Source organism: Flavobacterium anhuiense, assembly GCF_050990855.1.
GTDB classification, from domain to species: Bacteria; Bacteroidota; Bacteroidia; order Flavobacteriales; family Flavobacteriaceae; genus Flavobacterium; species Flavobacterium anhuiense_C.
Map to the genome: position 1 here is coordinate 1,545,488 of NZ_CP158861.1, position 23,406 is coordinate 1,568,893.

Sequence of the window (23,406 nt, forward strand, 5' to 3'; positions counted from 1 at the left end):
TATTACATAACATGCAATTAATTGTCATTTTAATTTCGAACTTTTTTTCCAGAATGCTTTTCGCTTAAAGAAGAATAAGAAAATTTTACATTGTTGGCATCTGTACTTGTGCCTGAAACTAAAACGCCATGATCGTAATTATCGACAAAAGTAGTTTTTCGAGCAGTATCATTTCCTTCCCAAATGCCTTGTTTTAGTCCGTCTTTGAGTGTTCCTTTTTGTGTTATAAATTGATCGGTTTCTTCATAATCTCCATTTCCGCCAACGACAGTCTGATTTTTGTTTTCATCCCAACAGTTAAGAACCAGTGTTTGCGTCTTTTTGGTTTTTGGATCCCAAAGATTTTGTTTTTCACACTTTTTGCTTTGATTCTCATACCAATTAATTTCTTTTCCGCTTTTATGATCATCAGAGTAATTAACGACAGTTTCTTTTGCTCCATTTTTAAAATAATAGATAAACTCTCCGTCTTTTTTTAAAACATCCCGATCCAGAGTAGTTCCTGTCATTTTCTTTCTTCCGTTTTTATAAAAATCGGTTACAACATAACGTATGCTTTTCTGAGAATAATTGGTAATTACTCTGGTGTAGGTATGGTTTTCTGGTGTGCATTCGCGGTTTAAGGAGTCTAAAAAGATTTTTTTAGAAACCATATTTATTTGTGCAGACAGAGGAACTGAAATTATCAGAAGCAAAAAGAGCAAGATTCTTTTCATTCAGTGCTATTTTTTATCTTAAAAATAGTTCTTCTAGAATAATTTAGCAACTTCTTGATTTACAAATTCTAAAAATCTTTCGTCAGCTTCTGTAAACGGATCAATAACATGGCTGTCAATATCAATTTGTCCAATGTTTACGCCGTTGACAAATAAAGGAACAACGATTTCTGATTTTACAGTTAGACTGCAAGCAATATAATTGTCTTGTGCTTTAACGTCTGGCACTACAAAATTGGCATTGCTTTCTGCTACTTGACCGCAAATTCCTTTTCCAAACGGAATAACAGTATGATCTGTTTCTGCACCAACATACGGGCCTAAATGTAAAGTTTTCGCTTCGTGATTAGCAAAATAAAATCCAACCCAATTGTAATAGTCTACATTTTCGTTTAAAAGTTGGCATATTGCTAATAATTTTCCGTCTTTATCTGTTTCATTGTCAGCGACAATTGCACTTATTTTTGGTTGTAATTCTTGAAATGTCATGATAATTAAATTTTATACAAAAGTATTTAAAGCTAAACTCAAAAAATATATAAATTTGAAAAAAAAATCTCTTGAAAAAATATTTAGTCCAGTTTAAGCCATTCTTAATTTTTGTAAGCATCTTTTTTCTGACTTATATTGTACTTACTGTACTTTATAAGTTTTATTTAAACGGCTACCAAGGTGAGGAACTTGATGCTGTGACAACGATAACAGGAAAAAACTCAGAACAACTGCTAAAGTTTTTGAATTATGACATTATAATTCAGAAAAGCTCGCAAAATCCGTGGCAGGAAATTATTTTAAACGGAAGATTTATAGCACAAATAACAGAAGGGTGCAATGCTGTAAGTGTGATGATTCTTTTTGTGTCGTTTGTTGCTGCGTTTTCGGGAAATTTGAAAAAGACATTATGGTTTATAATTTTAGGGCTTATTTCTATTTATATTTTGAATGTTTTTAGAATTTCGCTTTTGATTGTATTGAGTTACAATTTTCCTCAATATGGAAAGTTTTTGCACAATATTTTCTTTCCTTTGATGATTTATGGATACGTTTTTATTTTATGGATTTTCTGGATCAATAGATTTTCAAAATATGCTAAATAACTTAAAAGAGAATAAATTTAAAATTTTGATCGCAATTCTTGTTGTAATAGGTTTTGCCTTGATTAGAATATTTGAAAGAAAATTGTTTTACGACCCTTTTCTGGTATATTTTGAAGCCGATTTTCACTCAAGCCCTTATCCTGTAGTAGAAACTTTAAAGCTTTTTTGGTCACTTTTTTTTCGTTACTTCTTAAACTCTGCATTATCTCTTTTATTGATTTATACTTTGTTTCAAGATCGCGATATTTTTAAGTTTAGTTTGTTTTTATATGCCTGTTTTTTAGTTGTATTATTAAGCTCATTTTATATCATACTAAATTTTTTCTCAGATGGTGCATGGCCTCTTTTTTATGTAAGAAGATTTATAATTCAGCCAATTTTGGTGCTATTGTTTATTCCCGGATTTTACTATCAGCTTCAAAAAGCTAAAAAATAACATTTGTTTTAGTTTTTTATCGGCAGTTTTTGAATAGCTTTGCAGCATGAGTTTGAAAAAGTGTACAGGTCTATTTCTAGCGCTCCTTTTATTGGTTTCCAATATTGGGTTTGCTTTTGATGTGCACTATTGCGGCGGAGAAATTGCTTCAGTTAAATTAAGAACTACAGCAGAACCCGTTGTTGAAAAGAAATGTTGCGGTTCTAAAGAGAAAAAAAATTCTTGCTGCAAAGACAAAGTTGTTCATTTCGAAAAAAAATCAGATGATGCAACAATCAAATTCTTCTTTTTTCAGTTTGCTTTTCCAGCAGTTATACAAGATTACAAACCTCTTGTCTTTTTAGAAATTCCAAATTTTAAAAAGAAAGAAGTCCTTTCGTATTATGCTGATGCAAATGCGCCCCCCTTATTTAAGTTATACCATCAGTATATTTTCTATTCCTGATTTTAATGTTAAGATGCACTGCAAGTCTTGATTAAGACTTTGCATTTACATTTTTATTGCTTTTGTTTTTCACAAAGGCAAAAATGTAATTCTATTTCAACATTAAAATCATTTTTATGCAAAAAAATATAATGCTTTTTGTAGCGTTTTTATTTTCTGTATCTATGTTTTCGCAAGAAGATCTAGAAGAAGTAAAAATCAATAAAAAGCAAAAAGGAATTAAAAAATCCTATACGTTAACAGCCAATACTTCTGTAATTACTAGTAAAGAACTGCTAAAAGCCGCTTGTTGTAATCTGGCTGAAAGCTTTGAAACTAATCCGTCAATCGACGTTAATTTTTCTGACGCCTTAACAGGGACTAAGCAGATCAAAATGCTTGGATTGACGAGTCCGTATTTAATGATTACGGAAGAAAATATTCCTTCTGTTCGAGGTGCTTCTCAAGCTTACGGATTATCATTTACTCCCGGAACTTGGATTGAAAGTGTTCAAATTACCAAAGGAGCAGGGAGTGTTATAAACGGTTACGAAAGTATTTCAGGGCAAATTAATACAGAGCTTTTAAAACCCTTAAATGATATTCCGTTTTTCTTGAATGCTTATGGTTCAACCGATTCTCGTTTTGAATTGAATACGCATTTCAATAAAAAACTTTCAGATAAATGGGCTACAAGTTTATTTGTTCATGGAAATGCTCGTGTGGCTAAAAATGACATGAACGATGATGGTTTTCTAGATAATCCGTTAGGGAAACAAATCAATGTTTTGAATCGTTACCAATATTATGACCCGGAAAGCGGTTTGGTTAGTTTTATCAATTTCAGATATATGAATGATAAAAAACAAACCGGAGAAGTTGATTTTGATAAAGATCGCGATCGCGGAACGACCAATTATTGGGGATCTGAAATTAATACAGAACGTTTTGATGTTTCAACAAAAATTGGATATGTGTTTAAAGATATGCCCTATCAAAGCATCGGATTTCAAAATGCATTTAATAGCCACAAACAAGATTCTTATTATGGTTTAAATCAATACGATATCAAACAAAATAGTTTTTATTCTAATTTGATTTTTAATTCGATCATCAATAATACCATGAATAAGTTTACAACTGGTTTGAATTTTAGTTACGATCAATACCAAGAGTTTGTAAATCTAACCGATGTAAGTAGAATTGATAATTCGATTGGTGCTTTCTTTGAATATACTTATGATAATACAGATAATTTCAGTTTGATTTTAGGAGGAAGAGTTGACAATCATAACCGATTAGGATTTTTTGTTACGCCAAGATTGCACATGAGATATAACCCTTGGAAAAACGGTGTTCTTCGTTTTTCTGCAGGTAGAGGAAAGCGTTCTGCTAATATTTTTGCCGAGAATCAGCAGCTTTTTGCTAGTTCAAGAACGTTCTCAATTTTAGATTCTAGCGGTAAGGTGTACGGTTTAAATCCGGAAATCGCATGGAATTATGGAGTGAGTTTTTCACAGAAATTCAAAATTTTTAATAGAAATGCCGATGCAGGTTTTGATCTGTATCGAACAGATTTCCAAAATCAAGCTGTTGTAGATGTGATGCAGAGTCCACAACAAGTTTTGTTTTACGATTTGAAAGGAAGTTCGTTTGCAAATAGCCTTCAAGTAGAATTTAATTATGAATTGGTCCATAACTTAAATTTAAGAACGGCTTACAAATATTACGATATTCAAACCGATTATTTAAGAGGAACATTCCAGCGTCCGCTTCAAGCTAAACATCGTTTTTTAGGAAATTTAGAATATGAAACAACGATGAACGATGACAAGCAATGGAGATTTGATTTTACTTATAATTGGTCAGGAAAACAGCAATTGCCTTATACAGCAACAAATCCTGCAGAAGATCAGTTTCCTGATTTTTCACCAGCCTATGCAGTGATGAATGCACAAGTAACGCGTGTTTTTTCATCTGTTTTTGAAGTGTATGTAGGAGGGGAGAATATTGGAAATTACAAACAGCAAAAAGCAATTTTAGGAGCAAATGACCCTTTTGGACCTAATTTTGATGCATCAATTGCATACGCTCCAATTTTTGGGCAAATGTATTATGCAGGGTTAAGATTTAAAATTAAATAAAGAAGGAAAAAATAAATTTCAATAACAATAAATATTTAAAAGATGAATAAAGTAGTTTTAATCGCGATGATGGTTTTTTTAGGTTTTTCGGCTCAAGCTCAAACTAAGAAAAATAAAAACTTTAAATATACAACTGAAGTAAACGGTAACTGCGAGCAATGCAAGAAACGAATTGAAAAAGCGGCTTATGGTGTTCCAGGAGTAAAAACGGCAACTTGGGATGTAGGTTCGCATCAGCTTTCTGTAATTTTAAACGAAGAGAAATGTACTCCTTCAGATTTAAATAAAGCTATTGCGAAGGCAGGTCATGATACAAAGGAAGTTAAAGCAACAACTGCAGATTATGACAACTTGCATAGCTGTTGCAAGTATGTAAGAGAATAATGCAAAGAGAAGCCCAGACCAACAGTCTGGGCTTTTTTTAATAGTTAATTTATGTTTAAAATACCGCATTTTATTGCGGTTCAGGTAAATTATTGTTACTTTCACAGACTTATAAGATAACCAATTTCCCTTTTATGAATAATTTTGAATGGACCCAGTTACTAAACCCTGAATTTTATATTACTTTAAGCGTTGGTGGTGTTCAGATTGGGTTGTTTATTGTTCTGTTTATAGTTTTTGCTGAAACAGGACTTTTTGCAGGTTTTTTTCTGCCTGGAGATAGTTTGCTTTTTTTGGCAGGTATTTACAGTCGTGATCTAATAGAGAATGTTGCCTATATTCCAAATGATTTTATAAATGTATTCTTGCTTGCTACGGCAGTTGCAATAATGGGGGTTTTAGGTAATATGACCGGATATTGGTTTGGTGCAAAAAGCGGTTATTATTTGTTTAAAAAAGAAGATACATTCTGGTTTAAGAAAAAATACCTGTTGCAATCCAAAGACTTCTTTGAAAAATATGGTGGAAAGGCAATTATTTATGCCCGTTTCTTACCAATTTTCAGAACGTTTGCTCCAATTGTTGCTGGAATTGTTTCTATGGACAAAAAGAAATTTATGTTTTATAATGTTCTGAGTTCTTTCCTTTGGTCGTTTATTTTAATTTTCGCAGGGCATTATTTATATGGTGTTTTCTTAAAACAAGGAATAGATTTAAAGAAACATATAGAATATATTATTGTTATAATTATTATAATCTCAACGTTCCCAGTTTTATTAAAATTACTTAAAAAGACACCAAACGAACAGATATAATCTAATTGAGAAATAAAAAAATCCGAAGCTCAAAAACTTCGGATTTTTTTATGAATATAGGAAAGCAAGATTTATTGATTTGCTTATTGTAAGTTTAATGAATATTTAAAATAAAACATTTAAATATTTGAATTCCTTTAGGATTTTAGTGCTTAGATTAGGTTTTGCTTTTTAGATTTCAAACTTGGAATTTCAGTATTTGAATATTTAAATGCTTTACCATTCATTCACTTTATTAGCGTCCATTTTAAGGAAAATAAAGAGCAAGATAGTGAAGCCCCAAAGTCCAGAACCTCCGTATGAAAAGAACGGTAGAGGAACTCCGATTGTTGGAAAAATTCCAATTACCATTGCGATATTTACGAAGAAGTGTATAAAGAGAATTGCGGCGACACAATAGCCATACACCCGACTAAACTTTGTCTTCTGTCTTTCTGCTAGATAAATTACTCGAAGCAATAAGCTGACGAAGAGTAAAATAACTACAAAAGAACCTGCAAATCCCCATTCTTCACCAACAGTTGTAAAAATATAATCGGTGTGCTGCTCAGGAACAAATCCTCCTTTAGTTTGTGTTCCTTCTAAAAATCCCTTTCCGATCCATCCACCAGATCCAATTGCAATTTCAGACTGGTTGGTATTGTATCCAATGCCTTTCATGTCTACCGTTTTTCCTAATAAAATATTGAAACGGTCTCTGTGGTGCTGTTTAAAAACGTTATCAAACACGTAATCTACAGATAAAACAAATCCTGAAATTAAGATTAATAAGATACCGCTTAAAATTATATTTCGGTCAACAGCTCTGCCTTTAAAATGTATAATGGCTAGAACTACGAAAGCCATTATAATAACAGCATATGGTTCTAAAACTAAAGTAAGGACAAAAAGAACAATCGTTATAAATGCTGTCCATACATACCAAGATGGTAAACCTTCTCTATATAAAACTAGAATAAAAGCACTATAGATTAAGGCACTTCCAGGATCTGGTTGTGGTAGAATTAGCATTACCGGTAATAGCATAATGGCCAATGCTTGTACTTGCCTGTTAGTTTCTTTTAAGTTGATCTGTGTGTCGCTTAGATATTTAGCTAAAGCTAAAGATGTAGCGGCTTTTGCAAACTCAGAAGGCTGAAGTGTAAAGCTGCCAATTGCATACCAGCATCGCTGCCCTGCAATTGTTTTTCCAAAAAGGAATAATCCTGCAAGTGACAATAATGATACACCAAATATGATACTGGCGTATTTTTCGTAAAATTTACCATCTACAAAAAGAACAACAAAGATCAACGGAATGGTACAACCAATGAAAATAAGCTGTTTTTGATAAGTTCCATCGGTTGATAATAAAGAAGATGAATAGATGTTTAGCCAACCTAAAGTTACCAGCGCAATGTAGATAAAGACACTTATCCAATCAATATTATTTTTTACACTTTGGTTTTTCATTTGAAATAATCCTCTTCTTAGTTTTTCTTAGTTGTGTCTACTGCAGTTTTTTTAACTTCAGTTGTTGTAACTGGTGTTTTGGGTTTAACAATTTTTGCTTGTAAAACAGAATCTTTTGGAACAGATTCGATAGCTCTAGCTGCATTCATGCCTCCCAGTTTAGCATATTCAGCGGCCAAACTTTTATTTAATACTCTTGTTTCTAAATCAGTTCTTGTGATTTTTTTCCTCAAATATTTTTCGATCATTAAACTGGCAATAGGACCCGCTACTGTTGCTCCAAAACCTCCATTCTCAATCATTACCGCAATGGCAATTTTTGGATTGTCTTTAGGTGCGAAAGCCACAAATATAGAGTGGTCTTTAAGTTTTTCTCTTTTACCGTTTATCTTAGCGTAGTTTTCAGCTGTTCCTGTTTTTCCACAGATATCAATTCCTTCTACTCTAAGAGCATAAGCAGTACCTTTGTTGTAAACGTCAAATAATCCGCTAATTACAGGTGGGAAATACTTTTGATCAATTGTAGTCACGTGTTTTGTGGTGAACTTTTCGTCAATCTTTTCTCCCTCAATTTTTTTAATGATGTGAGGAGTGTAATAATATCCTTGATTTGCTACAGTGGCCATCATGTTGGCTAACTGAATAGGCGTCATCAAAACCTCTCCTTGGCCAATTGCATTAGATACAATTGTTGAACTTCTCCATCCTCCGTTCGGGTAAATTCTTTTATATGTTTTAGATGTTGGGATGTTGCCTCGTTTTCCAGTCGGTAAATCATAGCCCATAAATTGGCCTAAACCAAAACTTTTTACGTGACTGCTCCAAACATCAACAGCCTGTCCAGGATTTTTATACTTATTGATGGTAAGCATATAAGCTTGTCCAAAATAAGTGTTGCAAGAATTGTAAATTCCGTTATGCAATTGATGTGGACCAAAACCGTGACATTTCATAAAACGGCCTCCTCCATAACTAAAACCGTGATGGCACATAAAAGTAGTCTGTTCGTTTACAACGCCCTCTTGCAATGCAACCAAACCAGTAAGAATTTTGAAGGGTGATCCAGGAGGATACTCCGCCAAAAGTCCTCTATCGTACAATGGTTTTGCAATAGAATCGTGATACAAAAGCGTATAGTTTTTAGATCTTTGGCGTCCTACTAGAATTCCCGGGTCATAAGATGGAGCAGTAACCAATGCGAGAATTTCACCTGTTTTTGGTTCAATAGCAACAATTCCACCTCGCTTATTGATCATTAATTCTTCGCCATATTTTTGAAGTTCCGCATCAATAGTTAAGTTGATGTCTTCTCCAGCAACAGCAATAGTATCGTATTTTCCTTCTTTATAAGGACCAATTTCTCTGTTGTATTTGTCTTTTTGAATGTATTTTACACCTTTTATTCCGCGTAAAATTTCCTCATAGCTTTGTTCTACACCTTGCATCCCATGCAAATCGCCACTATTATAGTATGGGTTCTTAGCAATAAATTTCTCATTCACCTGTGTGATAAAGCCAAAGATATTTGCGCCATAATCTACTTCGTAATCACGCAGCGATCTTTTCTGAAAATAGAAACCTTCATATTTTCTGATTTTTTCCTGAAAAGCAGCAAATTCATTTTTATTTAACTGAGACAAAAAAACAGAAGGAAGTCTTGGACTGTAAACTTTTGCTTTTTCAATGCGCTTATGATATTCTTCTTCGGTAATATTAAGAAGAGCGCAAAATTCAGCAACATTTAAATCTTTTTTTACCTCTCTAGGAATAACCATGATATCATACGAAGCCTGATTGGCAACAAGAAGTTTGCCGTTACGATCGTAGATGTAACCTCTCTCTGGGTAATCATAAACCTTTTTTATCGCATTATTTTCCGATTTCAGTTTGAAAGAATCATCAATAATCTGCAGGTAAAAAATCCTAATCACTAGCAAAGACGCTGCAATAATAATTATAGTGGGCAGCAAGACTTTTCTCATCGTTTATTGGGCTTAATAAGGTAAATTATTATTATAGAGGTGATTATGGTAAAGATAGAACTAAATAAGGTTCGAAGCAAAATGTCCCATATAAATTTGAATTGAAATGCTTCTAAAACAAATAATACAATATGATGCATTAAAACGGAAACCAGTATAAATGAAAATCGTTCTGGTGTTAAAGATTCGTTCAGTTTAATGGTTTGATATTCATAACTTAAACCAAAAGAAAACTTAAAAATATATGGCCTATAATAGGCTAGGATAACACAAGCTGTTGCGTGTATGCCCCCAGAATTACAGAACATATCCATAGTAAGTCCAAGTAAAAAGCTAGAAATAATTAATCCTGCTTTATTGCTGTTTACAGGATACAGGATAATATATAAGATATACGGAAAGGGACTTATATATCCTAGGAAATTCATATTGTTGAAAATAACAATTTGAACCGCCAGTAACATAATAAATCGAAAAATATTGACTAACAGAGCGCTATTCATTTTTTTCTTTGTTTTCTAAATTAATAAGTTCCTCTCTGTCCTTGCTTTTGATAACATATACGTGACCCAAGTTTGTCATATCGTTAAATAGCTTAACTTTTATGACATAAAAACTTGTACCTTCTTTTTTGTATATAACGTCTACTGTCCCGATATTGATTCCTTCTGGGAAAATAACAGATTGTCCTCCTGTAACAATGGTATCTCCTTTTCTAATAGATGCTAATCTTGGTACATCTTCTAATTGAACAAATCCTGTGCTTTTTCCATCCCAAGTTAAAGAACCAAAGTGATTAGACTTTTTAATTTTAGCATTGATATGCGACTTCATGTTCAAAATACTCACCACTGTTGAGTAATTTGTAGAAGTGTTATCAACTACTCCGACAATACCTAAACTATTGATAACTCCCATATCAGGCTTAACTCCTTCTTTGCTTCCAGAGTTCAAAGTGATATAGTTTTCGTGTGTACTGTAGGTGTTGTGAATTACTTTTGATACAACGATATCAGCAGGTTTTACACCTTTTATGCTGTCAGGCAATGGTGCCTTGGTGGTGTCTTCTTTGTTAAACAAAAGACTTTTTAACCTTGCATTCTCTAATACAAGTTCGTCATTTTCGGCTCTTAAATTCAAATATTCGTTTACACGATTAATTCTTTCATAAACACCTCCGCTTAAAAAATTGGCCGAACTGATTACTCTGCTTCTGTGGTAGGAATGCGATTGAATTGTAAGCGTCAACGAAATACCTAAAAGCAGCAAAAACAGCAATCGATTACTGTTTCTTATAAGGAAATTAAATATTTGCTGCATTTCTTGTCTGGTTATTTTGTTTCAGGATATGCTTAAAGGTTTCAGTTTTTACAAGGGTCAAATAGTAAAAATCTGACCCCTATAAAAGTAAATTGATTGTTATTTTGGATCTTATTTGATTAAGATACTTTTAAATTTGGCAATGTTTTTAAGAGCCATTCCTGTACCGCGAACAACAGCTCTCAATGGATCTTCAGCAATATAAACTGGTAAATCTGTTTTTTGAGAAATACGTTTGTCAAGACCTCTCAACATAGATCCACCACCAGCTAAATAGATACCAGTGTTATAAATGTCTGCTGCTAACTCAGGTGGAGTTTGAGATAATGTCTCCATTACCGCATCTTCAATACGTTGGATAGATTTGTCTAATGCTTTTGCAATTTCACGGTAAGAAACATCTACTTGTTTTGGTTTTCCAGTAAGCAAATCTCTACCTTGAACTGACATATCTTCTGGTGGTCCATCTAAATCTTCGATAGCCGCTCCAATTTGAATTTTAATTTTCTCAGCAGTACTTTCTCCTACGAAAAGATTGTGCTGTGTACGCATGTAATACACGATGTCGTTTGTAAAAACATCACCCGCAATTTTAACAGATTTGTCACAAACAATTCCGCCTAATGCGATTACAGCGATTTCTGTTGTACCACCTCCAATATCAACAATCATGTTTCCTTTTGGTTGCATAATGTCAATACCGATACCAATTGCCGCCGCCATTGGTTCATGAATCAAGTAAACTTCTTTTCCGTTTACTCTCTCACAAGATTCCTTCACCGCTCTCATCTCCACTTCAGTAATACCAGAAGGAATACATACAACCATACGTAAAGCTGGAGTAAACATTCTTTTTTTCAATGCAGGAATACTTTTAATGAACATATTGATCATTTTTTCCGAAGCATCAAAGTCAGCGATTACACCATCTTTCAAAGGCCTTATAGTTTTGATGTTTTCATGTGTTTTACCTTGCATCATGTTGGCTTCTTTACCAACAGCAATGATTTTGCCTGATACTCTATCACGTGCAACGATAGATGGACTATCAATGACAACTTTATCATTATGAATGATTAAAGTGTTTGCGGTTCCAAGGTCTATCGCAATATCCTCGGTCATGAAATCAAAAAATCCCATAAGTTTTTTAGGGGTTTAAAATGTTATAAATTATTTATCGAACAAAGTTAAACAAATTAATGTTTAAAATGACGCGTTCCAGTAAATACCATTGCAAGATTATTTTCATTGCAATAATTTATACTTAATTCGTCTTTAATTGAACCTCCTGGCTGAATTACAGCTGTTATTCCCGCTTTTTTAGCTAATTCTACACAATCCGGAAAAGGGAAAAATGCATCACTTGCCATCGAAGCACCGTTTAAATCAAATCCAAAAGCTTTTGCTTTGTCAACTGCTTGAATTAAAGCGTCAACTCTTGAAGTCTGACCTGTACCTGAAGAAATCAATGTTCCGTTTTTAGCAAAAACAATAGTATTTGATTTTGTATTCTTGCAGATTTTAGAAGCAAAGATCAAGTCTTCGATCTCTTGAGCAGTAGGTTCTGTAATTGTAACGGTTTTTAAATGCTCTTTATTATCCGTAATATTATTTCTGTCTTGAATTAACAATCCGTTAAGACAAGTTCTTACTTGACGAGCTGGCAATTCAACATCGTGTTGTACTAAAATAATTCTGTTTTTCTTTTCTTGTAATACTGTAATTGCCTCATCATCATATGCTGGAGCGATTACGACCTCACAAAATAGTTTGTTGATTTCTTGTGCAGTTTCTAAATCAATTTTAACATTAGAAATTAACACTCCTCCAAAAGCTGAAGTAGGATCACAAGCTAAAGCAGCTAAATAAGCTTCGCTGATTGTTTTTCTTGAAGCTAATCCGCAAGCATTGTTGTGTTTTAAAATTGCAAACGTCGGTCCGTCAGTTTTAAATTCCGCAATTAAGTTTACTGCAGCATCAACATCTAGTAAGTTGTTATATGATAATTCTTTTCCGTGAAGTTTATTGAACATTGCATCAAAATCTCCAAAGAAGAATCCTTTTTGGTGAGGATTTTCACCATATCTTAAAACTTGACCGTTTGCAATGCTTTCTTTGTAAATAGTCTCGTCTGTATTGAAATAATTAAAAATTGCTCCGTCATAGTGAGATGAAACGTGGAACGCTTTAGTTGCAAACAATCTTCTGTTTTCTAAAGTTGTTGCTCCATCTTGCTCCGTAATCAAATCTAAAAGTAAACTGTATTCGTTAACAGAAGCAACAATTACAGTGTCCTTGAAATTTTTTGCACCAGCACGAATTAATGAAATACCGCCAATATCAATTTTTTCAATAATATCTTGTTCGCTAGCTCCAGAAGCAACTGTTTTTTCGAAAGGATATAAATCAACAATTACTAAATCGATTTGAGGGATGTCAAATTCTTTCATTTGCTGCACATCACTTTCATTGTCTTGACGATTCAAGATTCCTCCAAAAATTTTCGGATGCAATGTTTTTACCCTTCCGCCAAGAATTTCTGGAAAAGAAGTGATGTCCTCAACAGGAACTACAGGAATGCCAAGGTTTTTGATGAAATCTTCAGTTCCTCCAGTTGAATAAAGTGTTACATTTTGTTCGTGTAATTTTCTAACAATTGGTTCTAATCCATCTTTAGAAAAAACAGAAATTAATGCCGATTGTATTTTTTTAGTTGTGCTCATTGTGTAGTTATGATTTTGAGACTGCAAAAGTAGTTTTTTTATATCTTAAATTAAAAAAAATTAGTGTAACAAAATGCTAAAAAAATCTACTGATGAGTAAGTTAACTTTTATTAGGTTTTTGAATTTAAATTATTGAATTTTACTTTATTGAAAAATACAAAAATATGATCGTTTATCTGAGATTATTAAAAGAAAGTCTAAGCTTCGCCATCAATGCTTTGCGAAATAATAAATTGCGTACGTTATTGTCGCTTTTAGGCGTTACAATTGGTATTTTTTCAATTATTGCTGTTTTGGCCGCTGTTGATTCTTTAGATAAAAAAATTACTAAAGATTTGAGTAGCTTAGATAAAAATACGATTTATTTAATGAAATTCAGTTTTGGACCGTCTGAAATTCCACAATGGAAAAGAGAGCAGTTTCCGAATGTGAAATATGACGAGTATATAGCGCTTAAAAATTCAATGAATAATACCGATCAAGTCGGATATCAGCTTTTTGTAAACAGGGAAACATTAAAATACGATTCAAAAACAGTTAGTGATGTAAATATTGCTCCAGCATCTAGCGAAATGGTAGATATTGACGGAGTGACTTTTGATAAAGGAAGATTTTATAATGAATCGGAATCTAATTCGGGAACTGCCGTTATCGTTTTAGGATATGATATAGCTGAAGGACTTTTTGGAACAACAGATCCGCTTGGTAAAAATATTCGTCTTTACGGACAGCGATTTACTGTTATTGGCGTAATGGCAAAACAAGGAGCAGGATTTTTTGGAGATAGCAATGATACTTCTGTTTATATTCCGGCTAATTTTTTAAGAAGAATGTACGGAGATAACGATTCAATGACGCCTGTAATAGTTTTAAAACCACAAAAAGGTATTGATATGGAGGCGTATAAAGCTGAAATTACTCAGAAACTTCGAGCTATTCGCGGAATGAAAGCAGGAGAAATGGATAATTTCTTCATTAATGTGCTTTCTGGCTTTACTAATTTTATCGATGGAATTTTAGGGCAGATGAATGCTGTTGGATGGGTTATTAGCGGATTTTCTCTTTTGGTTGGAGGTTTCGGAATAGCAAATATTATGTTTGTTTCGGTAAAAGAAAGAACCAATCTTATCGGAATTCAAAAATCATTAGGAGCAAAAAATAAATTTATATTATTTCAATTTTTGTTTGAAGCTGTTATTCTTTCTGTTATTGGCGGAATTATTGGTCTTTTGATGGTTTGGGGAATTGCTTTTGTTTTGACCAAAATGTTGGATTTTGAATTTGTTTTAAGTTTAGGAAATATTCTTCTAGGAACTGGTTTGGCTGCTTTTATTGGTTTGGTTTCCGGAATTCTACCGGCAGTTTCGGCGGCAAATCTAGATCCCGTCGAAGCCATTCGTACAGGAATGTAATATTACTTTTGTGTTATTTTACTGTAAATTTTGACGGCTCAAAATAATTAGATATTTTTGATAGACCAAGAAACTAAATCATTAAACCAATGAGCTTTAACCTTAGATCTGTCGATACCGTTGAGTCTATTTCTAGAGAAGATTTCAAAAAGAATTATTTGGATAAAAAAAAGCCTTTAATTATAAAAGGCCTTACAAATGATTGGCCTGCAAAAGAGAAGTGGTCGACGGAATATTTTAAGGAAATTGCGGGAGATATTGAAGTTAAATTGGTCGATAATTCTAAAGCAGATCCGTCAAAAGTAATTAATGCTTCAATCGCTAGTATGAAATTTGGCGAGTACCTAGATCTCATAAAAAGAGAGCCAACGCAATTGCGTATTTTTTTCTTCAATCTTTTTAAACACAGACCAGAATTGGTCAATGATGTAAAAGTTCCAAAAGAATTAATGGGAGGTTTTATAGAAAGTATGCCTGCCATGTTTTTTGGAGGTTCTAAAGCAGTTACTTTTTTACATTATGATATTGACTTGCCTCATCTTTTTCATACTCATTTTGGAGGGCGAAAACATATCATATTATTTGATTATAAATGGAAAAAAAGGCTCTATTGTCTTCCAAATACAACTTACGCATTGGAAGATTACGATGTGGCCAATCCCGATTTTGAAAAATTCCCAGCTTTAAAAGGGGTAGAAGGTTATGAGGTTTTCTTAGAACATGGCGACACCTTATTTATGCCAACAGGAATGTGGCATTGGATGCGTTATGTTGATGGTTCTTTTTCGCTCACACTTCGAGCATGGGATGCGTCTTGGTCCCGAAAAATTGCCAGCGTTTGGAGCTTATTTATGCATGGCGCAGTAGACAGCGGTATAAAAGTAGTTTTTAGAAAGCGTTATGCTGTATGGCGCGAAAAACTAGCTTATAAAATTGCAGAAAAAGAACTGAAAAAGGACTTGAAAAAAGCGAGCTAAAAATTCCGTAGGAATAAAATATCGGTAGTAACGGAATTTATTCCGTTGAGATTGAACGTTCGTCAAAATAGAGTTCCGTAGGAACGATACATATTATTTATTCAGCGTCGGTTTTATAAAAGGAAGTGTAATTCTGTTTTGGTCCCATTTAATATCTTCATAATTGTAGAATTCATTGTTTTTCTTGTATTTTAAGATAGTATCTTCTTCTTGCGTTGTTCTTCTAATTTTATAAGCTTCTAGTTTATTTATAAAACTAAAAATCGACATATTTTTTATTGTATCGTTTTGAGATGCAATTATTAATCTTTGTTCGTTTTTTTTCTTGCTAAGAATATTTAGAGAAAGAAAATCATTTAAGCTTGACTGTGGAATTTGAATTAAATCTATAGGAACTATGTTTGACAGATACGGTATGCTTTCAACTCCTCTTGAGGACGAGCATATTCTTGGAATATATTCTATTTGGTAAAAGAATAGGTTGCCTTTTTTATCAATTAAAAGTTGATTTTGACAATAAAAGCCTTTTATAGAAGAGAAGATTACTCTGTCACTATTCTTTTGTAGCGAATCAGAATATTTTTTAAATTTTTTATTCTCATAAGAAATAATATATGATTTATTTTTCTCAATAACCTTTTCTTCTTTCTTAATGCAATTCAAAAGAAAAAAACAAATCATAAAACCAATAAAAATTCTAGTCATAAAGAATCAGATTTAAAAATAAAGATATAAAAAAATCCCAAGAAGCAATTTCTTAGGATTTTCTATTGTTATGATTTAGAAGGCTATTGTTTTCCTTTCATTAACTTTTCTAAATATTCGTTTTTATCTTTTTCTGCCTGAACCAAACGTTCGTAAAGTTCAACAACCTTATCTAAAGGGTTGAATGTACAATGGCTAGGATTGAACATTCCGTTTGTGCCATTGCTAACGCTATTATCGTAAAAATTATTAAAATAATTAATCATATTTTCTTCTGTAAAGTTTTTAATTGCTTCAACACTTACTCCAAGAGCTTTAGCTACTTCTTCAAGCTTTGCGTCCTCAATGGTTTCGCTATTTTCCATTGTTGATACAGATTGTTGAGATACTCCTAAAGCTTGTGCTAAGGCTTCTTGTTTCATATCTTTAAGTTCGCGAATACGGCTTATTTGTCGTCCTATATGTTTTGGTTTTGTTGCTGTGTTCATAGTTCAAAGATATTTATATTGCTTAATAAAAAATAAAGTTTTGTAAAAAACAGGATTGCATTAGTGTGATACAATAAAGCTATTATCATTTTATGCAGAAACAAAAATACAATTTTTCAGACAAGTATTAATTTTACTTATAAAACTTATATGCTTTAAAAACAAAAAAAATCCCAAGAAGCAATTTCTTGGGATTTTCTATTTTGAATAGTTTAAAACTATCGAATATCATTATTTTGAATCAAATCGATATATAAGTTAATCTTATCTTTCAATTCTTTTCTTGGCGTGATAAAGTCTAAGAAACCGTGCTCTAATAAGAACTCAGCAGTTTGGAAACCTTCTGGTAAATCTTTTCCTGTAGTGTCACGTACAACACGCGGACCAGCAAAACCAATCAAAGCGCCTGGCTCAGAGATGTTGATATCTCCTAACATTGCGTATGATGCAGTTGTTCCTCCTGTTGTTGGGTCTGTACAAAGAGAGATGTAAGGTAATTTAGCTTCGGCTAATTGAGCTAATTTAACAGAAGTTTTTGCTAATTGCATTAAAGAATAAGCAGCTTCCATCATACGAGCTCCACCAGATTTAGAAATCATTACAAACGGAAGTTTGTTTTTAATAGCGTGATCAATACCTCTTGCAATTTTCTCACCTACAACAGCTCCCATAGATCCACCGATGAATGCAAAATCCATGCAGCAGATTACAAGTTCTCTTCCTTTAGATTTTCCTACTCCTGTACGAACAGCGTCTTTTAAGTGAGTTTTCTCCATTACATCTTTCAAACGGTCTGCATATTTTTTTGTGTCCACAAAATGCAGAGGGTCTTTAGAAGTCATGTTTTTGTCTAACTCAACAAATTCGTTGTTGTCGAATAAAATTTCAAAATAGGTTGCGCTTCCAATTCGAACATGAAAATCATCTTCTGGACTTACGAACAAATTTCTCGCTAATTCGTCAGCATCAATAATTTTTCCAGTAGGAGATTTGTACCACAATCCTTTCGGAACGTCCATCTTGTCTTCTGTCGCGGTCGTAATCCCTTTTTCTTGTCTTTTAAACCAAGCCATTTTTTAAAATTTAAGATTTAAGATTTTAGACTTTAGATTTTAGATTCCAAAGAGAAATCTAAAATCTAAAATCAGATATCTAAAATTATAGTGTATTCACATTGTTTAAGTCTGCAAAAGCTTGCTCCAATCTTGCGTTGAATGTAACTTCGCTTTCACGTACCCATCTTCTTGGGTCATAGTATTTTTTGTTTGGAGCATCTGGACCTTCTGGGTTACCAATTTGAGATTTTAAATAATCTAAATTTTTAACCATATAGTCACGGATTCCTTCAGTGTATGCAAATTGTAAATCTGTATCGATGTTCATTTTGATAACACCGTAGCTAATTCCTTCTCTGATTTCTTCAAGTGTAGAACCTGAACCTCCGTGGAATACGAAATCAACTGGGTTGTGTCCTGTGTTGAATTTGTTTTGTACGAAATCTTGAGAATTTTTTAAGATTTTTGGAGTTAATTTTACGTTTCCTGGTTTGTAAACACCGTGAACGTTTCCGAAAGCAGCAGCAATTGTAAATTTAGGGCTTACTTTAGATAATTCTTCGTAAGCGTAAGCTACTTCTTCTGGTTGCGTATATAATTTTGAGCTGTCAACATCAGAGTTATCAACACCATCTTCTTCACCACCTGTAATACCAAGTTCGATTTCTAATGTCATACCCATTTTGCTCATTCTAGCTAAATATTCTTTACAGATCTCGATGTTTTCTTCGATTGGCTCCTCAGACAAATCGATCATGTGAGAACTGAATAATGGTTTTCCTGTTTCTGCGAAGTGTTTTTCAGAAGCATCTAATAAACCATCAATCCATGGTAAAAGTTTTTTTGCACAGTGGTCAGTGTGTAAGATTACAGTTGCACCGTAAGCTTCTGCCAAAGTATGAATATGTTTTGCTCCTGCGATTCCTCCCGCGATTGCTGCTTTTTCACCTGCATTTGATAATCCTTTTCCAGCGTTGAATTGTGCTCCTCCGTTAGAAAATTGAATGATAACTGGCGCGTTTAGTTTTGCTGCAGTTTCAAGAACTCCATTAATTGTGCTTGATCCAGTAACGTTTACTGCTGGAAGAGCGAAACCCTTCTCTTTCGCATAATTAAAGATCTCTTGTACTTGATCTCCTGTAGCTACTCCTGGTTTAATGTTGTGTGCCATTTTTAATTTTTTTTATAGTTGTTTTTAGTTTTTAGGTTGCAAAAATAAGAATTAATTAGCATTAGAACGGATAATTTATACCAAAATTTAAAACTGAATGTCCAAAATTGTATTCTTTAAACCATCGGTCTCCCTTCTCATGTGCCGGATTATAAGTCTTAAAGCCTAAATCTAAACGGATCACAAAAAAACTCAAATCGTATCTTAAACCAAATCCTGTACCTAAGGCAATTTCTCCTAAATCGTTTAAGTTGTCAAATCTTGCTTTAGAATCTACAACATTATCTAGTACATTCCAGATATTTCCGGCGTCAGCAAAGAAGGCGCCTTTAACATCACCAAAAACTTTGAATCGGAATTCGGCACTCGCTGCAATTTTCATATTGGCCTCATTAAAGTCATTTACAGCATTTGTGCTTCCCGGTCCTAAAGCGTAAGGTTGCCAAGCACGGTTATCATTGGAACCTCCAGCGTAATAACTTCGCGAAAACGGAATGTAGTTTGAGTTTCCAAATGGAACTGCGATCCCAAAGAAGCTTCGTACTGCTAACACTTTTTCTTTTCCAAAATCCCAATGTTTAATGTAATCGAATTCAGTTTTAATGTATTCTGAATACTCTAAGTTGAAAATCTCGTAATTTCCTCTAGAGTTTTTTTGAAGATTTGCGACTTCAGAAATGGCAGATAATAAGGTTCCGGCAGATTCTATTTTTGTTCTAAATTGATAGAAATTGTTATCGGCTAAATCTTTTTTAGTTGTTTTAGTAAAAGAATAACTTGTTGCTAGAATGAAATCATTCTCAGTCAAACGAACTCTTCTCTCTTCAATGCTTTCAACTTCTTGATATTGTGAATCTGCAGGTGTTAGTGCTGTCTGTCCTGTTAAAACATCATTTGTGAAGCCTGTCGTACCTGTAGGGACGATTAAGTTTCCTTGCGTATCAACATTCGAAGCTTGCTGATTGTAATTTTGGGCAATTCCATTCAAATCATCATAAGAAGAGGTATAGACATTAAAGTAATTGTCTGGATTTAAGTTGCGGACAAACTGAGCATTTAACAATTCTAGTTTTGCAGTATTATGGCGTTTCGGTGTCCAGTTGTATGAAATACCGCCTGTAAAGTTTTCTTTATCCAAACCGATATTGCGCTGTTTAGAAAAACCAGAAGATATCGAGGTATACGGAATCATACTTTTCGGAATGATTTTTTCGGTTCCAAAAGGCAGTAGAATTCTCGGAAAATTTAATTTCATATCCAGACCGTATTCGGAAACATTGAAGAAATTATTGTTTGGGTTGGCCATATCTCTGGAAGATCCAATGTTTAAACGAGCTGAAATTTCAAGCGTTTCAGCTCTGTTAAATACATTACGAATCGTTTCAGAAACACTGGCACCAATTCCGAAATCTTGAATATTTGAGTGCGTCACATCTAAAGTAGCTCCAAAACTGTATTTTTTTCTAGGAGTCAAATAAACATTAGCAATAAGAGATTGAGCTGTAGAATCTCGTTTGTCTACTTCATATTGAATAGACGGATAGTTGAAAATCCTTAAATTATTTAAAGATCGAGAAGAAAGCGTAGTTCTAAAATCGGCAAATGTGCTTCCCTTGTTAATAAAAATCGCGTCGGTAATTGCACGCGGCCTGTATTTTAATCCTTTGTAGCTGTATAGATTGAAATTGTTGTATGATACGCTATCAGTTGGTTTTTTCTTAGCATTGGCGGCAGAATAATCGGTGTAGATATTAACGTCGCTAATTTTATATAATTTAAAAGGTTCGGTACGGCTCGAATCTTTTTCCTGAATATTATTGTTATTAATGATTAAAGTAACATCAGCTTTTGCTTTTTTGCCAATGGTGTCAATGTCAAAAGTTACATAAGTAGGTTGGAAAAAATAAGCTCCGTGATTTCTAAAATAGGTTGTTATGCGGTTTTTTTCTTCTTCAAAATCGGAAGTTTTGTATTGATTTCCAGATTTTAATAAAGAAGGGTCATTGTTTGTTCTATATAATGAGTCTAGTGCAGGCGTCATAATTTTGGTTCTGATAGTATCCAATTTATATGCTGGCCCTGTTGTAATATTATAATTAATTTCTGCTTTCTTTTTTCCAACGGTATCAATAGTATAATCGGTTTGTACATTAAAATAGCCGCTGTTGAAATAATAGTATTTTAAACGTAATAAGGATTTTCTAGTTTTTGAAGTGTCAATTATTACTGGCGGTTCGCCTGTATTTTTTAGAAATTCGTGAATTCCTTTATAATAAAAAGATTGGCCAAGACGGTCTACTTGTTTTGCAGAGAATATCTTAGACATACGTTCGTACTTTCCAGGATTGTTTTTAAATTTTGCCTGATAAGTAGAATCTGGATTTAAATTGGCTAAATTGTATAAATTTAATCGAAGCTTGTAGCCTAATAAATTACCATTTGGTTTTTGGTACATTTGGTTAGAAGCTGTTTCGTCATTTGTAGATTTTCCGTTAACTAGAATATTATTTTTTACAAGAAGGTTTTTTCCATCGGGAACTCTTTTTACGGCATTACAAGCGCAAATTAATATTGCAATTAGAAGAAATGCTATTATTTTTGTGGAATTATTTTTCAAGTGTTTTTTAATATTTAATTCAAAAGTACATTATTTTATGGTTAGTAAAAACCAAATAAAGTTTATCTCTAGTTTACATCAAAAAAAGCAGCGTTTTGCTAATCAATTATTCTTTGCTGAAGGAGTAAAAGTAATTCAAGAATTGCTGCAATCCAATTTTGAATTAGAACATTTATACACCACATTGAATGATTTTGAAACGGTTCGAGCTTCAAAACGTACTATTATTAATGATCAAGAACTGAAAAAAATAAGTGCTTTGTCGACTCCAAATTCTTGTTTGGCAGTTTTTAAAATTCCGGCTCCGAGCAACATGATCGATTCGGGCTTGATATTAGCGTTAGACGATATTAGAGATCCAGGAAATTTAGGAACTATTTTACGTCTGTGCGATTGGTTTGGTATTAAGCAGATTGTCTGTTCTAAAGAAACAGTAGATATTTATAATCCGAAAGTGGTACAAGCTACAATGGGGTCAATTACCAGAGTAAATGTAAGCTATGTTGATTTAAAACTTTTTATTGCTCAAACTAAACTGCCTGTTTTTGGAACTTTTATGGACGGGGAAAATATTTACAAATCTCAATTACCTCACGAAGGAATCATTATTATGGGTAATGAAGCCAACGGAATTTCAGAAGAAATTGAAAAAATAGTAACCGGCCGTCTTACAATTCCTAGATTTGGAGAGCTTCAAAAAACCGAAAGTTTAAATGTAGCTACCGCAACAGCAATTATTCTTAGTGAATTTAAACGAAATAGTTGATGTTTTGTTTTAATGGAAAGTGAAATTTATTAAAATCGCTCTAGATTTCATCGAATCGATGTTTCCTGTCCAAGGACTGTCTGGAGTATTATCTCTAATAAGCTCATCTGTTATGCCAAACATTCCTCTAACAGAAGGAGAGAAAATAAAGTACTCAGTAAAAATATCAATTCCTAAACCTAACTCGTAAGCAGCTGTCCATTGTTTTACTCTGAATTTTTGCTCAAAATTATCGTCTTGAGATTTAGCATTACTAGACAAATTTAGAGTTGTAGACATACCGCCAACCAAGTACGGACGTATGTTTCCTGTACGCAAGGCAGAAAATTTAAGCAATAAAGGAAAATGGATGTAAGTACTATTTACTTCTCTTAAATAGTCGTTTTCAGAGCTTCCCACGCCAGGGAAATATAAATCTCGTTTGGTATAATACAAACCTGGCTCAAAACGCAAGTTGATATATTCCTGAAGTCTTAAGTCAGCTACGACACCAACATTAAAACCGGTAGTTTTTTTAACTTGAATATCTTGTTGTACGGGAGTTTTATAATCAAATTTAAAGTCAAAACTATTAAAACCTAAATAATAGCCAAAGTAAACACGCTGTTTCTGCCAGTTTTCAAGATTAATGATAGGGTCTTTGCTAAACATATTTTTAGCAAATTGAGAATGTCCTTTTGTCGTTAAGACCAATAAAAATAAGATTACAACTTTTTTCATA

Annotated in this window: 23 protein-coding genes; 9 read left to right on the plus strand and 14 right to left on the minus strand. The window is 33.2% G+C overall.

Features of this window, described 5'->3' with window-relative positions; genetic code table 11:
- Nucleotides 1-29: 29 nt before the first annotated feature.
- The gene (locus tag ABTV69_RS06995) at nt 30-716 is read right to left on the minus strand and encodes a hypothetical protein (RefSeq protein ID WP_433834911.1); all 687 of its coding nucleotides are present in this window, start codon (nt 714-716) and stop codon (nt 30-32) included.
- Nucleotides 717-749: 33 nt separating this feature from the next.
- Nucleotides 750-1,205 (minus strand): GAF domain-containing protein, encoded by a 456-nt coding sequence (locus ABTV69_RS07000; protein ID WP_433834912.1) that lies wholly within the window; start codon nt 1,203-1,205, stop codon nt 750-752.
- Nucleotides 1,206-1,276: 71 nt separating this feature from the next.
- Between ABTV69_RS07000 and xrtF the strand changes: the two genes are divergently transcribed.
- From xrtF to ABTV69_RS07030, 6 genes are all read left to right on the plus strand, one after another.
- A complete protein-coding gene (gene xrtF, locus ABTV69_RS07005) occupies nt 1,277-1,813 on the plus strand; it encodes an exosortase family protein XrtF (RefSeq protein ID WP_433834913.1) in 537 nt (178 codons plus the stop codon).
- Nucleotides 1,803-2,249, plus strand: a complete 447-nt coding sequence (locus ABTV69_RS07010) for an exosortase F system-associated membrane protein (RefSeq protein WP_433834914.1) — start codon at nt 1,803-1,805, stop codon at nt 2,247-2,249. The genes xrtF and ABTV69_RS07010 overlap by 11 nt, the downstream gene beginning before the upstream one ends.
- Nucleotides 2,250-2,295: 46 nt before the next feature.
- Nucleotides 2,296-2,694, plus strand: a complete 399-nt coding sequence (locus tag ABTV69_RS07015; RefSeq protein WP_433834915.1) for an HYC_CC_PP family protein — start codon at nt 2,296-2,298, stop codon at nt 2,692-2,694.
- Nucleotides 2,695-2,810: 116 nt separating this feature from the next.
- The gene (locus ABTV69_RS07020; protein ID WP_433834916.1) at nt 2,811-4,817 is read left to right on the plus strand and encodes a TonB-dependent receptor plug domain-containing protein; all 2,007 of its coding nucleotides are present in this window, start codon (nt 2,811-2,813) and stop codon (nt 4,815-4,817) included.
- 42 nt (nt 4,818-4,859) lie between these two features.
- Nucleotides 4,860-5,201, plus strand: a complete 342-nt coding sequence (locus ABTV69_RS07025) for a heavy-metal-associated domain-containing protein (RefSeq protein WP_433834917.1) — start codon at nt 4,860-4,862, stop codon at nt 5,199-5,201.
- A 134-nt stretch (nt 5,202-5,335) separates the two neighbouring features.
- Nucleotides 5,336-6,016 carry a DedA family protein gene (locus ABTV69_RS07030; RefSeq protein WP_433834918.1) on the plus strand — a complete coding sequence of 227 codons (681 nt, stop codon included), beginning with the start codon at nt 5,336-5,338 and terminating at the stop codon, nt 6,014-6,016.
- A 216-nt stretch (nt 6,017-6,232) separates the two neighbouring features.
- On the opposite strand, the gene rodA is transcribed toward ABTV69_RS07030, so the two are convergent.
- The 6 genes from rodA to purH form a co-directional block, all read right to left on the minus strand.
- Nucleotides 6,233-7,468 carry a rod shape-determining protein RodA gene (gene rodA, locus ABTV69_RS07035; protein WP_433834919.1) on the minus strand — a complete coding sequence of 412 codons (1,236 nt, stop codon included), beginning with the start codon at nt 7,466-7,468 and terminating at the stop codon, nt 6,233-6,235.
- A gap of 17 nt (nt 7,469-7,485) precedes the next feature.
- The gene (gene mrdA, locus ABTV69_RS07040; protein ID WP_433834920.1) at nt 7,486-9,450 is read right to left on the minus strand and encodes a penicillin-binding protein 2; all 1,965 of its coding nucleotides are present in this window, start codon (nt 9,448-9,450) and stop codon (nt 7,486-7,488) included.
- Nucleotides 9,447-9,953 (minus strand): rod shape-determining protein MreD, encoded by a 507-nt coding sequence (locus tag ABTV69_RS07045; protein WP_095928103.1) that lies wholly within the window; start codon nt 9,951-9,953, stop codon nt 9,447-9,449. Before ABTV69_RS07045 ends, mrdA begins: the two co-directional genes overlap by 4 nt.
- Nucleotides 9,946-10,770, minus strand: a complete 825-nt coding sequence (mreC, locus tag ABTV69_RS07050) for a rod shape-determining protein MreC (protein ID WP_433834921.1) — start codon at nt 10,768-10,770, stop codon at nt 9,946-9,948. Before mreC ends, ABTV69_RS07045 begins: the two co-directional genes overlap by 8 nt.
- Before the next feature lie 111 nt (nt 10,771-10,881).
- The gene (locus ABTV69_RS07055; RefSeq protein ID WP_008466528.1) at nt 10,882-11,910 is read right to left on the minus strand and encodes a rod shape-determining protein; all 1,029 of its coding nucleotides are present in this window, start codon (nt 11,908-11,910) and stop codon (nt 10,882-10,884) included.
- A 56-nt stretch (nt 11,911-11,966) separates the two neighbouring features.
- Nucleotides 11,967-13,493 (minus strand): bifunctional phosphoribosylaminoimidazolecarboxamide formyltransferase/IMP cyclohydrolase, encoded by a 1,527-nt coding sequence (gene purH / locus ABTV69_RS07060; protein WP_433834922.1) that lies wholly within the window; start codon nt 13,491-13,493, stop codon nt 11,967-11,969.
- 165 nt (nt 13,494-13,658) lie between these two features.
- Between purH and ABTV69_RS07065 the strand changes: the two genes are divergently transcribed.
- A complete protein-coding gene (locus ABTV69_RS07065; RefSeq protein WP_433834923.1) occupies nt 13,659-14,906 on the plus strand; it encodes an ABC transporter permease in 1,248 nt (415 codons plus the stop codon).
- 89 nt (nt 14,907-14,995) lie between these two features.
- Complete coding sequence (locus tag ABTV69_RS07070; protein WP_433834924.1) at nt 14,996-15,883, plus strand: cupin-like domain-containing protein; 888 nt, start codon at nt 14,996-14,998, stop codon at nt 15,881-15,883.
- A 93-nt stretch (nt 15,884-15,976) separates the two neighbouring features.
- Here the strand turns inward: ABTV69_RS07070 and ABTV69_RS07075 are convergent, their stop codons facing one another.
- The 5 genes from ABTV69_RS07075 to ABTV69_RS07095 form a co-directional block, all read right to left on the minus strand.
- Nucleotides 15,977-16,588, minus strand: coding sequence for a hypothetical protein (locus tag ABTV69_RS07075; protein ID WP_433834925.1), 612 nt, complete (start codon nt 16,586-16,588; stop codon nt 15,977-15,979).
- Between the two features lie 83 nt (nt 16,589-16,671).
- Nucleotides 16,672-17,076 (minus strand): helix-turn-helix domain-containing protein, encoded by a 405-nt coding sequence (locus tag ABTV69_RS07080; RefSeq protein WP_433834926.1) that lies wholly within the window; start codon nt 17,074-17,076, stop codon nt 16,672-16,674.
- A 218-nt stretch (nt 17,077-17,294) separates the two neighbouring features.
- The gene (gene accD / locus ABTV69_RS07085) at nt 17,295-18,149 is read right to left on the minus strand and encodes an acetyl-CoA carboxylase, carboxyltransferase subunit beta (RefSeq protein WP_111367748.1); all 855 of its coding nucleotides are present in this window, start codon (nt 18,147-18,149) and stop codon (nt 17,295-17,297) included.
- An 85-nt stretch (nt 18,150-18,234) separates the two neighbouring features.
- A complete protein-coding gene (fbaA, locus tag ABTV69_RS07090) occupies nt 18,235-19,302 on the minus strand; it encodes a class II fructose-bisphosphate aldolase (protein WP_012023542.1) in 1,068 nt (355 codons plus the stop codon).
- Nucleotides 19,303-19,363: 61 nt separating this feature from the next.
- On the minus strand, nt 19,364-21,919 hold the full coding sequence (locus ABTV69_RS07095; RefSeq protein ID WP_433834927.1) for a BamA/TamA family outer membrane protein: 2,556 nt from the start codon (nt 21,917-21,919) through the stop codon (nt 19,364-19,366).
- Nucleotides 21,920-21,956: 37 nt separating this feature from the next.
- On the opposite strand from ABTV69_RS07095, the gene ABTV69_RS07100 reads away from it, so the two are divergent.
- Entirely contained in the window at nt 21,957-22,685 is a 729-nt protein-coding gene (locus tag ABTV69_RS07100) for an RNA methyltransferase (RefSeq protein ID WP_433834928.1), read from the plus strand.
- 9 nt (nt 22,686-22,694) lie between these two features.
- Here ABTV69_RS07100 and ABTV69_RS07105 read toward each other — a convergent pair whose 3' ends face one another.
- On the minus strand, nt 22,695-23,405 hold the full coding sequence (locus ABTV69_RS07105) for a porin family protein (RefSeq protein WP_433834929.1): 711 nt from the start codon (nt 23,403-23,405) through the stop codon (nt 22,695-22,697).
- Between the last annotated feature and the right edge of the window lies 1 nt (nt 23,406).

What these genes read in the sequence shown, in the direction of transcription:
- ABTV69_RS06995 (WP_433834911.1), bottom strand. Translation starts at nt 716, where the DNA reads ATGAAAAGAATCTTGCTCTTTTTGCTTCTGATAATTTCAGTTCCTCTG.
- ABTV69_RS07000 (WP_433834912.1), bottom strand. Translation starts at nt 1,205, where the DNA reads ATGACATTTCAAGAATTACAACCAAAAATAAGTGCAATTGTCGCTGAC.
- ABTV69_RS07010 (WP_433834914.1), top strand. Translation starts at nt 1,803, where the DNA reads ATGCTAAATAACTTAAAAGAGAATAAATTTAAAATTTTGATCGCAATT.
- ABTV69_RS07015 (WP_433834915.1), top strand. Translation starts at nt 2,296, where the DNA reads ATGAGTTTGAAAAAGTGTACAGGTCTATTTCTAGCGCTCCTTTTATTG.
- ABTV69_RS07020 (WP_433834916.1), top strand. Translation starts at nt 2,811, where the DNA reads ATGCAAAAAAATATAATGCTTTTTGTAGCGTTTTTATTTTCTGTATCT.
- ABTV69_RS07025 (WP_433834917.1), top strand. Translation starts at nt 4,860, where the DNA reads ATGAATAAAGTAGTTTTAATCGCGATGATGGTTTTTTTAGGTTTTTCG.
- ABTV69_RS07030 (WP_433834918.1), top strand. Translation starts at nt 5,336, where the DNA reads ATGAATAATTTTGAATGGACCCAGTTACTAAACCCTGAATTTTATATT.
- rodA (WP_433834919.1), bottom strand. Translation starts at nt 7,468, where the DNA reads ATGAAAAACCAAAGTGTAAAAAATAATATTGATTGGATAAGTGTCTTT.
- mrdA (WP_433834920.1), bottom strand. Translation starts at nt 9,450, where the DNA reads ATGAGAAAAGTCTTGCTGCCCACTATAATTATTATTGCAGCGTCTTTG.
- ABTV69_RS07045 (WP_095928103.1), bottom strand. Translation starts at nt 9,953, where the DNA reads ATGAATAGCGCTCTGTTAGTCAATATTTTTCGATTTATTATGTTACTG.
- mreC (WP_433834921.1), bottom strand. Translation starts at nt 10,770, where the DNA reads ATGCAGCAAATATTTAATTTCCTTATAAGAAACAGTAATCGATTGCTG.
- ABTV69_RS07055 (WP_008466528.1), bottom strand. Translation starts at nt 11,910, where the DNA reads ATGGGATTTTTTGATTTCATGACCGAGGATATTGCGATAGACCTTGGA.
- purH (WP_433834922.1), bottom strand. Translation starts at nt 13,493, where the DNA reads ATGAGCACAACTAAAAAAATACAATCGGCATTAATTTCTGTTTTTTCT.
- ABTV69_RS07065 (WP_433834923.1), top strand. Translation starts at nt 13,659, where the DNA reads ATGATCGTTTATCTGAGATTATTAAAAGAAAGTCTAAGCTTCGCCATC.
- ABTV69_RS07070 (WP_433834924.1), top strand. Translation starts at nt 14,996, where the DNA reads ATGAGCTTTAACCTTAGATCTGTCGATACCGTTGAGTCTATTTCTAGA.
- ABTV69_RS07075 (WP_433834925.1), bottom strand. Translation starts at nt 16,588, where the DNA reads ATGACTAGAATTTTTATTGGTTTTATGATTTGTTTTTTTCTTTTGAAT.
- ABTV69_RS07080 (WP_433834926.1), bottom strand. Translation starts at nt 17,076, where the DNA reads ATGAACACAGCAACAAAACCAAAACATATAGGACGACAAATAAGCCGT.
- accD (WP_111367748.1), bottom strand. Translation starts at nt 18,149, where the DNA reads ATGGCTTGGTTTAAAAGACAAGAAAAAGGGATTACGACCGCGACAGAA.
- fbaA (WP_012023542.1), bottom strand. Translation starts at nt 19,302, where the DNA reads ATGGCACACAACATTAAACCAGGAGTAGCTACAGGAGATCAAGTACAA.
- ABTV69_RS07100 (WP_433834928.1), top strand. Translation starts at nt 21,957, where the DNA reads ATGGTTAGTAAAAACCAAATAAAGTTTATCTCTAGTTTACATCAAAAA.
- ABTV69_RS07105 (WP_433834929.1), bottom strand. Translation starts at nt 23,405, where the DNA reads ATGAAAAAAGTTGTAATCTTATTTTTATTGGTCTTAACGACAAAAGGA.